Below are 11,297 nucleotides of genomic sequence, written 5' to 3'. Positions count from 1 at the left end.
AGCGGCCCCAGCTTCCTGGGGCAGGCCGCCAGCGCGGCCGCGGGGGTCGCCGGCGGCATGTTCCTGTTCAATGGCATCGAGCACCTGCTCGGCGGCCGCAGTGGCGCGGGCGGCGGCGGATTCCTGGGCCTGGGCGGCGGCAACGTCGGCACGCCCGAAGTGATCGAGAACGTCACCCAGAACTTCTACGAAGACCGCGGTGGCGGCAGCGGCGACACCCGCCAGCTGGCCGACGATGCCGGCGGCGACTGGTCGGGCTTCGACGGCGGCTCCTTCGACGACGACCAGATCGTCTGAGTTCGCTCGCCCGCGCCGGCCAAGGGCCGGTTGTGACGACGCCAGTCCGCGCGCAGCCGCCGTCAGAAGCGCTCCAGGCTCAGGCCGGGGGCGCTTCGCGCATTCGGGCCATCAACATCCGGGCCGCAGACTCGGGGTCGTCCGCGCCCACGAAGGCCCGCACCACCGCGATGCTGCCCACGCCGCTGGCCAGCGCCTGCGGCAGCCGCTCGGCGTCGATGCCGCCGATGGCGACCAACGGATAGCCCCGCATCAGCCGCGCGTAGTCATGCAGGCGCGCCAGGCCCTGCGGAGCGGTCGCCATCTTCTTGAGCGTGGTCGGGAACACCGCGCCCAGCGCCAGGTAGCTGGGGCTGACGGCATCGGCCCGCACCATCTCGGCATAGCCATGGGTGCTGACGCCCAGGCGCAGGCCGGAGGCGCGCAGCTCCTGCACTTCCTGCGCCGTCAGCGCGTCCAGGTCTTCCTGGCCCAGGTGGACGCCATAGGCCCCGGCCGCAATGGCCTGCCGCCAGTGGTCGTTGATGAAGAGCAGGGCGTCGGTGCCCTGGACGGCGGCGATGGCGGCGTCGATCTCGCGGGCGACGGCCGCTGCGTCGTCGGACTTGAAGCGCAGCTGCACCGTCGGAATCCCGGCCCGCGCGGCGCGGCCGACCCATTCGGCGTCGGGCAGCACGGCATACAGGCCCAGCGCGATGGGGCAGGGCGCGAATGCGTCGACGCGCGCCTGGGGCGGAAAGTCCCGCAGCCCGAAGTCGGCGGGGGTGGCGGGCCAGGCACTGGCGTCGAGGTGGCCCAGGCGCGTCGTCATCGCCTGCCAGGCGCGACCCAGGCATTCGGCATCCACCTCGATGAAGCCCAGCGCCGCGCAGGCCGCCTTGGCACCGCGGTAGACCGCGTCCTCGTCGTGGAAAGGCCCGACCGCCACCGGCGGGTGGTCGTCGAAGCGGCCACGGTGGGCGGCGAGGATGGCGGTCTCGATCTCTTGGGCGTTCATGGATGGCTCCGGGTTCTTGTGGGTGGCGGCGCCCATCAGCGCACCGCCGCGCGAGGCTCAGCCACCGTTCTGGGCGTGGTGCCAGAAGGGCGTGCCGAGCACCGGCGTGCTGGGTTGGGCCGCGTCCTGCGCACCCATCGCACCCGCGCGGAACGCGGCGCGCCCCGCGGCGACCGCGTCGGCAAAGGCGCCGGCCATGGCCACCGGGTCCCGCGCCAGGGCGACGGCGGTGTTCAGCAGCACGCCGTCGTAGCCCCACTCCAGCACCTGGCAGGCATGCGAGGGCAGACCCAGGCCGGCGTCGACCAGCATGGGCACCGTCAGCCGCTCGCGCAGCACCTGCATGGCGTAGGGGTTGACCGGCCCGCGGCCGGTGCCGATGGGGGCGGCCCAGGGCATCACGGCCTGGCAGCCGACATCGACCAGGCGCTGGCACAGCACCAGGTCCTCGGTGCAATAGGGCAGCACCTGGAAGCCGTCCTTGATCAGCCGCTCCGCCGCGCCCACCAGTTGCAGCGTATCGGGCTGCAGGGTGTAGTCGTCGCCGATCAGCTCCAGCTTGATCCAGGGCGTGTCGAACAGCTCGCGCGCCATGTGGGCGGTGGCGATGGCCTCCTGCACGCTGTGGCAGCCGGCGGTGTTGGGCAGCACCGGCACGTCCAGGCGGCGCAGCAGTTCCCAGAAGCCGTTGTCGGCCTTGGCGCCGCCCGGCGCCGCGCTCTGGCGGCGCAGCGAGGCGGTGAGCATGGCCGGCCGGGCGCGCTGCACGGCGGCCTCGAGCACGTCGGGTGAGGGATAGCGGGCGGTACCCAGCAGCAGCCGGCTCTGGAAGCGCTGGCCGTAGAGCACCAGCGCGTCGGCGGATTCGGGGGTGGTCATGGCAGTGTCTCCTTGCGTGGGGTTCAGCCGCCGGTGACGGGGCGGATCACCTCGACCTCGTCGCCGGGCTGCAGGGCGCGCCCGGCATAGGAAGAGCGGGGCACGAAGTCGCGGTTGACGGCGGCCGCGAAGGGGGGGACGGGGTCGAGCAGGGCGATGGCGTCGGCCAGCGTGGCGCCGGAAGGCAGCTCGCGCGGCTCACCGTTGAGCAGGATGTTCATCATCGGGCGGGAAGTTGTTCGATGCCGATCTGCAGTTGATCGGCCAGGGGCGATTCGCGCTGCTGCAGGGTCTGCATGGCAGCGTCGAGCATGGCGGGCGCGATCATGAAGCCGTGCCGGTAGAGCCCGTTGATCTGCAGCACCCGCTCGCCCAGCCAGCGCAGCGCGGGCAGGTTGTCGGGCAGGGTGGGGCGGCACTGGGCGGCGATCTCGACGATGCGTGCCTCGGCAAAGCCACTGTGCACGGTGTAAGCGGCCGACAGCAGTTCCAGCACCGAGCGCACGCTGGGCGGCGACATGTCGTCCGACTCGATCTCGGTCGCGCCGATCACGAACAGGTGGTCCTGCTTGGGGGCGATGTAGATCGGATAGCGCGGATGCACCAGGCGCGTGGGCCGCTGCAGCGTCACTTCGGGCGCATGGATGCGGGCCACTTCGCCGCGCACGCCGCGCACGGCCGGCCACTGGGCATGGGCGCCCAGGCCGCGGCAGTCGATCACACGCTCGCGCGTGCCGGGCGCGATGTCCTGCGGGCTGCGGGCGCTGTGCCAGTGCAGGCGCACTTGCGGATGTGCCTCCAGGGCCTGCTGCAGCGCCGCGAGCAGTTGCCGGTTGTCGAGCTGGCCTTCGCCGGGCAGCAGCAGGCCCTGCATGAAACGGCCGGCCAGGGCGGGTTCGGCTTCGGCCAGGGTCGTCGCATCCAGCGGCTGCGGTGCCGCCAGCGAAGGCTGCTGCGCCTGGTTGTGGGTCAGGGTGCGGCCCAGGCGGCCGGCGTCGGCGGCGTCCTGCCGGTGCCAGACGACGAGCGTGCCGGCCTGCTGGAAGAACACCGGCGCTGGCAGCTCAGCCAGCAGCTGCGGCCACCGTCCAAGGGCATATTCGCCCATGCGCACCACCGACAGCGGCGCAACGGCCGATTCGGCCAGCGGCGCGAGCATGGCCGCGGCTACGCGGGCGGCAGCGCCCTGGGCGTCGGAGCCCTGGGCCTCGTGCAGTTCCACCGCGCAGCCGGCGCGGGCCAGGCTGAGTGCCATCAGCCGGCCCATCAGCCCGCCGCCCAGCACCCAGGCCTTGTCAAAGTCCAGTGATGTTCCCGTCATCGAAAAGAGATGCTCCTTGCTGCACGGATAATTTCCGGCCCATGACCATTCCCACCCAGCGCTATGCGCGCGTGCTCACCATCGCCGGCTCCGACAGCGGCGGTGGCGCCGGCATCCAGGCCGATCTCAAGACCTTCACCGCACTGGGCTGCTACGGCATGAGCGCCATCACGGCCCTCACGGCCCAGAACACCCGCGGCGTGAGCGGCATCCATGCCGTGCCGCCCGCCTTCCTCAAGGCCCAACTCCAGGCCGTGATCGAGGACATCGGCGTCGATGCCGTCAAGCTGGGCATGCTGCATGCGCCCGAGGTGGTGGAGGTGGTGGCCTGGGCCATCGACCATTACCGCCTGCCGAACGTGGTGCTGGACCCGGTGATGGTCGCCACCAGCGGCGACCGGCTGATCGCCGCCGAGACGGTGGACCGGTTGGTGGCCGAACTCTTCCCGCGCGCCGTGCTGATCACGCCCAACCTGGACGAGGCGGCGCTGCTGGTGGGCCATCCGATTGCCGATGCCGACGCGCTGGAAAGCGCTGCGGCCGAGCTGCTGGCGCAGGGCGCGCGGGGCGTACTGCTCAAGGGGGGACACCTGCCCGGCGAGGAGGTCGTCGACCTGCTGGCCATGGCCTGCGGCGAGCGCCACCGCTACGCAGCGCCCCGCATCCAGAGCCGCAACCTGCATGGCACGGGCTGCACGCTGTCCTCGGCCATCGCCTGCGGCCTGGCACTGGGCAAGCCGCTGCCCGAGGCCGTGGCTCAGGCCCGCGACTACGTGCGCGGCGCCATGCTGGCAGGCGTGGCCGTCAAGGTGGGCGAAGGCCACGGCCCGCTCAACCATGGCTTTGCACCGCAGCCGACGGTGCGCCTGCCGCTGTAGGCCGCGTCAGCCGGGCCAGCACGAAGGTCAGCAGCAGCGCCGGCAGGGCCGAGCCCCACTGCGGCGCCCAGGCCGCGCAGCCGTGGTAGACGGCGATGCCGGCAATCCACAGTGCGGCGGCGCTCAGGTCGACCTTGCGGCCTGCGGGCAGCGGCACACCGCCGCCACCCAGCCGGCCCAGGATCACGCCGTACAACGGCACGAACACCGAGCTGAGCATGAGCAGGAAGGGCTCCAGCGCATGCATGGGCAGCACCAGCGCCAGGGCTACGCAGACCAGCGCGATCAGCAGGCCCCAGCGGCGCACGCTCCAGCGCGGGCGCAGACTGTGCATGGAGACCGAGCCTGAGTACACGTCGCCATAGGCGTTGTCCAGCTCGTCGATGAGGATCAGGCCCAGCGCAACCAGCCCGCCCTGGGCCAGCAGGAGCGCCATCACGAGCGTGGTGCCGGGCTCGACCGTGCTGGCCACCATCACGCCCAGCGCATAGCACCAGAGGTTGGCCACCGCATAGCCGACCCAGGTGCCGGTGAAGGCCCCGCCCGGCTGGCCGGGCCGGGCACGCAGTCCGTGGCGCGCATAGTCGGCCACCAGCGGCAGCCAGGAGACGGGCATGGCGATCACCAGGTCCATGGCGCTGAACAGACCCATGCTGCCGTCGCCCTGGCGCTGCCAGAAGGCCGCGAAGCCCTGCGCCTGCAGCTTGCCGGCGAACTGCCAGGTCAGCCAGATCAGCGACAGCACCACCAGCGGCAGGCCGAAGCGGCTGACGAAGCGCCGCACCAGCGACACCATCGAGCCCGACAGCAGCGCCAGCAGCACGGCGCCCCACAGCAGCGTCGCAGCGAGCGCACCGCCCACGGAATCGAGCGACAGGCCGAAAGCCTGCTTCGCGATCGCCTGGGTGCCCTCGCGCATGATGACCAGCTCGAAGGTGGTCCAGCCGACCAGCTGGACGATGTTGAGCACCACCGGGAGCCGTGCGAACACGCTGCCGTAGGCCGAGTGCATCAGGCCCGCGCTCGCGAGTCCTGTCTGGCAACCCAGCCGCGCCGTCCAGGCCAGCAGGCCGGCGCCGATCAGCGAGCCGATGACGATGGCGACCACCGCATCGCGCGTGCCCACCGCCGGCACCAGGAAGGCGCCCACCTGCATCACCAGCAGGCCCACGCCCAGGCTGAACCACAGCGACAGGTGGTCGTGCCAGCGGAAGGCGCGGCGCGCGTCGGGCAGCGGGGTCAGCGCCTCGTTGGCGGGCGGGGTGGATGCGTCGTTCAAGGCCATGCGTCGTTGCTCCGGAGCGGTCGGGCAGGAGAAGCACCGCCGACTGCGTGGGCCGATCCGGCCCTCCGCGGGCCCGTGCGGGCCACCGGAGCTGCTTCCCTGCGCGAGGATTACCTCAGGCCTGAAGCGCCTGTGGCGCTTCGCGGCTCCGGCTGGCCTTTGCACCTTGGACGATGCGTCGGGCCGGCCGAACAGGTTCAAAGGGTGTCTTCTCAGCCTGGCTTCCAGCGAAGCCCGGCACCCCTAGCGAGTCGCGGATTGTAAGAGTGGGAGGGCGGCCCGGCTTGCCGCCCGTCAAGGCTGCGGCGCCGCGCCCAGCAACTCTCGCAGGCGAGTGCTGGTGGTGGTGTACTGCAGCGGCGGCACCTTGCCGTCGAATACCCGCTCGGCCACCGCCCACGCCGCGAGCGTGGCCTCGTGGAAGGCGCTGACGATCAGCTTTCGCTTGCCCGGGTAGGTGTTGATGTCGCCGACGGCGTAGAGGCCGGCTTCGCGGGTCTGGAAGCGCTGGGTGTCGACGGGAATCTGCTTGCGTTCCAGTTCCAGCCCCCAGTCGGCGATGGGGCCGAGGCGGGGCGAGATGCCCTGGCAGACGATCAGCGCATCGAGCGGCAATGCGCGCGTTTCGCCATCGGGCGTATCGATGGTGAGCAAGCGGCCGTCGAAGGTGCTGGGCTGGCCGACGGCGGTACGGATGTCGCCCCGGTCGATGCGCTCGCGCAGGGCAGCGAGCAGCGCCTCGTCGGCGCGGAAGACGTCGCGGCGGTGCAGCAGGGTCACCTCGCGTGCCACGCCGACGAGGCCCAGCGCCGCCTCCACGGCCGCTTCCTCGCCGCCATGCACGACCACCGACTGGCCGGCGAAGCGCGACAGATCGGACGGGTGGTAGAAGAGGCTCAGGCCCTCGTGGGCTTCGGCGCCTTCGACGCCCAGCCTCTTGGGCACGAAGGCACCGACGCCCGCCGCGATCACGACGGCCTGCGCGCGAAAGATGGTACCGGCCGAGGTCGTGGCCAGCCAACGGGAATCGGCATGGCCCGGTTGCTCGCGCTGCAACGTCGCCACCTGCTCGCCGAGGTGCATCGGCACGTCGAACGGCGCGATCTGCGCCAGCAGCGACTCGGCCAGACCTGCACCCGTGGTCACGGGCGTGCCGGGAATGTCGTAGATGGGTTTGTGGCCGTAGAGCTCGACGCACTGGCCGCCCGCGTGGGGCAGGGCATCGACGATGCGGCAGGGAATTTCGAGCAGGCCCAGCTGGAAGGCCTGGAACAGGCCGGCCGGGCCAGCGCCGATGATGAGGGCGCCGGTGTCCAGGTGCGAGGACGGGGCCTGGCCGGTCACGCGCTCAATCTGCCGGGCTTACTTGACCAGTTCGGCCAGTTTGTTGGGCTTGTCTTTCCACTCGTCGGCATCGGGCAGCGCGGCCTTGCGCTTGGTGATGCTCTTCCAGCCGTCGGCGCGGGCCAGTTCGGCATTGAGCTTGATGAAGGCGAGCTGGTCGGCCGGCAGGTCTTCCTCGGCGTAGATCGCGTTGGCCGGGCATTCGGGAATGCACACGGCGCAATCGATGCACTCGTCAGGGTCGATCACCAGCATGTTCGGCCCTTCGCGGAAGCAGTCCACGGGACACACGTCGACGCAATCGGTGTACTTACAGCGGATGCAGTTCTCGGAAACGACGTGGGTCATGGCTGGATGGCTGGTGAAGGAGTCGGGAAAAACCCGAGATTGTAAAGGGCGGCCCATGCCTCGGCGGGCATGGGCAACACTGGCAACGGCGCCAGAAAGGATTTGAAGGTGCGCGACGTGCCCGGCGCGAGTGCCGGGCGCGGCCGGTCAGCGCACCAGCACGGCGGCGCAGGTGCGGTGCGATGCCGTGTCGACCAGCACAAGCGAGCCCAGCGTGCGCGAGGCGGTGAAGGGCTGCACGGCCAGCGGTTGCTGCAGGGCCAGCACGACCTGGCCGATGGCATTAGCGTCAAGTTGGGTGGCGGCCTCGGCATCCAGCGTGGCGATGTTCAGCCGGTCCACGATCTTCTGCACCTTGGCCTTGACCCAGCGGTGGCCCTGCAGCGCCCAGTAGACGCGGCCCGGAACCAGGGGCTCGTCGTCCAGCCAGGCAACCGTGGCGGTGATCTCGCGCGTCGGCTCGAAGGCACCGGGCTCCAGCAGCCAGTCGCCGCGGGAGACGTCGACCTCGCGGTCCAGCACGATGCCGGCGCTGTGGCCGGCGGCCACGCCGTGCTCCCGGCGCACATGGTCGAGCACGCGGGCTACGGTCGCGGTCTGGCCGCTGGGCAGCACGGTCACGCGCTGGCCGGGCACCACCTGGCCGCCGCCGACGCGGCCCCAAAAGATGCGGCGGCCCTGGCTGGTGTCGGCCGACGACGAGAACTTCTCCACCCACTGCACCGGGAAGGTGAAGGGCTGCTGCGTCTCGGTAGCGGTCACGGGCAGCGCTTCCAGCAGCTCGAGCAGACTCGGGCCTTCGTAGCCCGCCCAGCCGGCGGCGCCATCGTGGTGCGGCTCGGTCACGTTCCAGCCCTTGAGCGCGGAGATCGGCACGATGGCTGCCACGCGCACGCCGGCGGCGGCCGCGAAGTCGTTCAGGGCGCTGGCAATGCGCTCGAAGGCCAGCGCCGCATCGTCGATGGCATCCAGCTTGTTGATGGCGACCACAATGGACTGCACGCGCAGCAGATGGGCCAGCAGCATGTGGCGGCGGGTCTGCGGCAGGAGCTCGCGCACCACCACCTCGCCGTCACCCACCTCGGCCGCCCAGGGAAGCTTGGTGGCGTCGACCAGCACCACGGCGGCATCGGCGCTGGAGGCGGCCGTCACCATGTTGCGGGTGTACTGCTCATGCCCCGGCGCGTCGCCGATGATGAACTTGCGCTTGGCGGTGGAGAAATAGCGGTAGGCAACGTCGATGGTGATGCCCTGCTCGCGCTCGGCCGAGAGGCCGTCGGTCAGCAGGGCCAGGTCGGTCTCGCCGCCGCGCTGCACGCCGGCCAGCTGGTCGGCCAGCACGGCGCGGCTGTCCACCAGCAGGCGGCCGATGAGGGTGCTCTTGCCGTCATCCACCGAGCCGCAGGTGATGAAGCGCAGGGCGGTGCCGGTGTCGGCGCTGTCGGTGTGAAGATCGTCTGTGGAAGTCATGGCAGTCATAAGAGGTTCAAGCGGGCGGCGCGGTTCAGGTCGGGAACACCCGCGGAACGGGCTTTGCCAGGCCGCAGGGTGTGCCCCCTTGAGGGGGGAGGCGGCTTGCGCGTAGTGAGCAAGCAACGGGGGTCTGTTAGAAGTACCCGTCCTTCTTGCGCTTCTCCATGGAAGCGTCGGAGGTCTTGTCGTCCATGCGGGTGGCGCCGCGCTCGCTGACCTCGGCGGACAGCGTCTCGATCACCACGTCGGCCGGGCCCGCGGCCAGGCTGGCCACGGGGCAGGTGCAGGTGATGTCGCCCACGGTGCGGAAGCGCACGTCGCGGAGCTCGACGGTCTCGCCGTCGCGTGCCGGCGTCAACTCGGTCACGGGCACCAGCAGGCCGCGGCGCTCGACGATTTCGCGCTTGTGGGTGTAGTAGAGCGAGGGCAGCTCGATCTGCTCGCGCTCGATGTACTGCCACACGTCCAGCTCGGTCCAGTTGCTGATCGGGAACACGCGGAAATGCTCGCCCGGCGCCAGGCGCGTGTTGAACAGCGTCCACAGTTCAGGGCGCTGGTCCTTGGGCTGCCATTGGCCGAAGGCGTCTCGGTGCGAAAAGATGCGTTCCTTGGCGCGGGCCTTCTCCTCGTCGCGGCGAGCGCCGCCGATCAGCGCATCGAAGCGGAATTCCTCGATGGCCTCCAGCAGCGTGACCGACTGGTGCACGTTGCGCGACTCGCCGGGATGCGCCAGGCGCACCGTGCCGCGGGCCATCGAATCCTCGACGCTGCGCACGATCAGCTCCGCGCCCAGTTCCTTGGCGCGCTGGTCGCGGAAGTCCGTCACCTCGGGGAAGTTGTGCCCGGTGTCGATCATCAGCAGCGGATAGGGCAGGCGGCCGGCGCCGAAGGCCTTCTCGGCGCACTTGAGCAGCACCAACGAATCCTTGCCGCCCGAGAACAGCAGCGCCGGCCGCTCGAAGGCCGCGGCCACCTCGCGCAGGATGAAGATGGCTTCTTCCTCCAGCGCGTCGAGGTGGGCGTTGGACAGGCGGGCCGTGGCGGAGGCAGCCAGGGCATCGGGCAGCAGCAGGTCGGCGTCGGTGCGGGCGTTCATGGGCGTGTGGGGCAAGAGGGATTCGGAGGGTGGACGGGTTGGATCAGTGCGCGATGTGCAGGCCGCACTCGCGGTTGTCTTCGCCCTTGGTCGGGTCCACGTAGTCGAAGTTGTTGGGCAGGCCATGGGCCTGGCAGTACTCGTGCAGGTCCTTCGAGCTCCAGTGCAGCAGGGGCGCCACCTTGATCAGGCCATCGGGATTGACGCTCACCGGTTCCATCTGGGCGCGCACCGCCGTGTCGGTCGCCCGCAGCGCGGTGAACCAGACCTGCGGGGCCGTCTCGCGCAGCGCGCGGGTGAAGGGCTCCAGCTTGACCTCTTCGGTGAAGGCGGCATGGCGCGGGTCGTCCAGTGCCGGCGTCGGGCCTTCGACAGCCTCGCGGTGGGCGCGCGAGCGCAGCGGCAGGTAGATCTTCAGGTTCAGCTTGAGCTGCCGGGTCACCTCGTCGGCGAAGCGGTAGGTGGCCTCGGTGTTGTAGCCGTTGTCCATCCACACCACCGGCACGTCGGGCTGGGCGCGCGTCACCATGTGCAGGATCACGGCCTCGAAGGGACGGAAGTTGGTGGTGACGATAGCCGGACGGTGCAGGCCGATGGCCCAGTCCACCAGGCCCTGCGCATTTCGGCCCAGTCGGGCATTGACCTCGGTCAGGTCGAAGGCGGTGGAGTTCTGGACTTGGGAAGGAATGGCGTTCATGGCTCGGGCTCTTTCGAATGGCATGGCGCCGACAACGACAGCAATGCCCTGGGACCGAACTTTAGGGAGAGCCCTTATGAAACCAAACGATCTTTTTGTTCGCGCTTTATGCGGATAAGCATATTCACCTCTGTGGATGCGGGTTCTCGCGCGATGGACGGCGAGACCTGGATAAGGCGTCTTCGGCTCGCTGGACGGCTGCATCGGCCATTGCGGGCAAGAAAAAGCCGACCAGCACCCGCAGGCGGTGGTCGGCCGTCGAGCGCGCAGCAGCTCGGAGGATCAGGCCTCGGTGCGCACGAAATGCGGCGCCGGCTGCACCGCGTCGCCCTGGTAAAAGTCGGCGAAGCGCTCGAACTGGCGCTGGGCCTCGGCCACGTCCTTGCCTTCCTTGAGAACGGCGCTGGTGAAGCCGGTGCGCTGCATCTGCACCAGTTGGTCGATCAGCACGTCGCCGGTGGCGCGGATGTCGCCGGTGAAACCCAGGCGACGGCGCAGCAGGAAGGCCTGGCTGTAGGCCCGGCCGTCGGTGAACTTGGGAAAGTGCAGCTCGATGCGCGTCACACCGGCCAGATCGGCTTCCCGGGGATCGGCGTCGTTAGGCAGCTGCAGCACGCGGCCGGTGCCGACGTCGGCCTCGTGCTGGCCGGTCGAGAGGATGTTCAGGGTCTTGTTCATGCGT

13 protein-coding genes are annotated in these 11,297 nt (G+C 70.2%); 2 read left to right on the top strand and 11 right to left on the bottom strand.

Annotation, left to right across the window (positions count from 1 at the left end):
• On the top strand, positions 1-297 hold a 297-nt coding region (locus QZ772_RS07260), incomplete at its 5' end, for a DUF2076 family protein (RefSeq protein ID WP_295524353.1).
• A gap of 79 nt (positions 298-376) precedes the next feature.
• Here the strand turns inward: QZ772_RS07260 and QZ772_RS07255 are convergent.
• The 4 genes from QZ772_RS07255 to QZ772_RS07240 are packed head-to-tail and all read right to left on the bottom strand — an operon-like array spanning position 377 to position 3,494.
• Positions 377-1,294 (bottom strand): thiamine phosphate synthase, encoded by a 918-nt coding sequence (locus QZ772_RS07255; protein ID WP_295524351.1) that lies wholly within the window; start codon positions 1,292-1,294, stop codon positions 377-379.
• Positions 1,295-1,351: 57 nt separating this feature from the next.
• A complete protein-coding gene (locus QZ772_RS07250) occupies positions 1,352-2,173 on the bottom strand; it encodes a thiazole synthase (protein WP_295524349.1) in 822 nt (273 codons plus the stop codon).
• Positions 2,174-2,196: 23 nt separating this feature from the next.
• On the bottom strand, positions 2,197-2,394 hold the full coding sequence (thiS, locus tag QZ772_RS07245; protein WP_295524354.1) for a sulfur carrier protein ThiS: 198 nt from the start codon (positions 2,392-2,394) through the stop codon (positions 2,197-2,199).
• Positions 2,394-3,494 (bottom strand): FAD-dependent oxidoreductase, encoded by a 1,101-nt coding sequence (locus QZ772_RS07240; protein ID WP_295524347.1) that lies wholly within the window; start codon positions 3,492-3,494, stop codon positions 2,394-2,396. Before QZ772_RS07240 ends, thiS begins: the two co-directional genes overlap by 1 nt.
• Positions 3,495-3,535: 41 nt before the next feature.
• On the opposite strand from QZ772_RS07240, the gene thiD reads away from it, so the two are divergent.
• On the top strand, positions 3,536-4,372 hold the full coding sequence (gene thiD / locus QZ772_RS07235; protein WP_295524345.1) for a bifunctional hydroxymethylpyrimidine kinase/phosphomethylpyrimidine kinase: 837 nt from the start codon (positions 3,536-3,538) through the stop codon (positions 4,370-4,372).
• On the opposite strand, the gene QZ772_RS07230 is transcribed toward thiD, so the two are convergent.
• The 7 genes from QZ772_RS07230 to QZ772_RS07200 form a co-directional block, all read right to left on the bottom strand.
• On the bottom strand, positions 4,326-5,657 hold the full coding sequence (locus QZ772_RS07230) for a cytosine permease (protein ID WP_295524344.1): 1,332 nt from the start codon (positions 5,655-5,657) through the stop codon (positions 4,326-4,328). The two genes, thiD and QZ772_RS07230, sit on opposite strands and share 47 nt — an antisense overlap.
• 294 nt (positions 5,658-5,951) lie before the next feature.
• Complete coding sequence (locus tag QZ772_RS07225; protein ID WP_295524343.1) at positions 5,952-7,001, bottom strand: NAD(P)/FAD-dependent oxidoreductase; 1,050 nt, start codon at positions 6,999-7,001, stop codon at positions 5,952-5,954.
• An 18-nt stretch (positions 7,002-7,019) separates the two neighbouring features.
• A complete protein-coding gene (fdxA, locus tag QZ772_RS07220; RefSeq protein WP_043118085.1) occupies positions 7,020-7,349 on the bottom strand; it encodes a ferredoxin FdxA in 330 nt (109 codons plus the stop codon).
• Between the two features lie 147 nt (positions 7,350-7,496).
• The gene (locus QZ772_RS07215) at positions 7,497-8,819 is read right to left on the bottom strand and encodes a GTP-binding protein (protein ID WP_295524342.1); all 1,323 of its coding nucleotides are present in this window, start codon (positions 8,817-8,819) and stop codon (positions 7,497-7,499) included.
• 136 nt (positions 8,820-8,955) lie between these two features.
• Positions 8,956-9,918 (bottom strand): sulfate adenylyltransferase subunit CysD, encoded by a 963-nt coding sequence (gene cysD, locus QZ772_RS07210; RefSeq protein ID WP_295524341.1) that lies wholly within the window; start codon positions 9,916-9,918, stop codon positions 8,956-8,958.
• Positions 9,919-9,961: 43 nt separating this feature from the next.
• The gene (locus tag QZ772_RS07205; protein ID WP_295524340.1) at positions 9,962-10,615 is read right to left on the bottom strand and encodes a phosphoadenosine phosphosulfate reductase family protein; all 654 of its coding nucleotides are present in this window, start codon (positions 10,613-10,615) and stop codon (positions 9,962-9,964) included.
• Positions 10,616-10,897: 282 nt separating this feature from the next.
• Entirely contained in the window at positions 10,898-11,293 is a 396-nt protein-coding gene (locus QZ772_RS07200; protein WP_295524339.1) for a DUF934 domain-containing protein, read from the bottom strand.
• Positions 11,294-11,297 lie beyond the last annotated feature (4 nt).

The sequence above is a fragment of the uncultured Pseudacidovorax sp. genome, assembly GCF_913773995.1.
In the GTDB taxonomy this organism is placed as follows: domain Bacteria; phylum Pseudomonadota; class Gammaproteobacteria; order Burkholderiales; family Burkholderiaceae_C; genus Xenophilus.
Note: the sequence above shows the minus strand (reverse complement) of the source record. Positions and strands in the feature narration are given on the sequence as shown.

What these genes read in the sequence shown, in the direction of transcription:
- QZ772_RS07230 (WP_295524344.1), bottom strand. Translation starts at nt 5,657, where the DNA reads ATGGCCTTGAACGACGCATCCACCCCGCCCGCCAACGAGGCGCTGACC.
- cysD (WP_295524341.1), bottom strand. Translation starts at nt 9,918, where the DNA reads ATGAACGCCCGCACCGACGCCGACCTGCTGCTGCCCGATGCCCTGGCT.
- QZ772_RS07255 (WP_295524351.1), bottom strand. Translation starts at nt 1,294, where the DNA reads ATGAACGCCCAAGAGATCGAGACCGCCATCCTCGCCGCCCACCGTGGC.
- QZ772_RS07205 (WP_295524340.1), bottom strand. Translation starts at nt 10,615, where the DNA reads ATGAACGCCATTCCTTCCCAAGTCCAGAACTCCACCGCCTTCGACCTG.
- QZ772_RS07215 (WP_295524342.1), bottom strand. Translation starts at nt 8,819, where the DNA reads ATGACTTCCACAGACGATCTTCACACCGACAGCGCCGACACCGGCACC.
- QZ772_RS07250 (WP_295524349.1), bottom strand. Translation starts at nt 2,173, where the DNA reads ATGACCACCCCCGAATCCGCCGACGCGCTGGTGCTCTACGGCCAGCGC.
- thiS (WP_295524354.1), bottom strand. Translation starts at nt 2,394, where the DNA reads ATGAACATCCTGCTCAACGGTGAGCCGCGCGAGCTGCCTTCCGGCGCC.
- fdxA (WP_043118085.1), bottom strand. Translation starts at nt 7,349, where the DNA reads ATGACCCACGTCGTTTCCGAGAACTGCATCCGCTGTAAGTACACCGAT.
- QZ772_RS07200 (WP_295524339.1), bottom strand. Translation starts at nt 11,293, where the DNA reads ATGAACAAGACCCTGAACATCCTCTCGACCGGCCAGCACGAGGCCGAC.
- thiD (WP_295524345.1), top strand. Translation starts at nt 3,536, where the DNA reads ATGACCATTCCCACCCAGCGCTATGCGCGCGTGCTCACCATCGCCGGC.
- QZ772_RS07240 (WP_295524347.1), bottom strand. Translation starts at nt 3,494, where the DNA reads ATGACGGGAACATCACTGGACTTTGACAAGGCCTGGGTGCTGGGCGGC.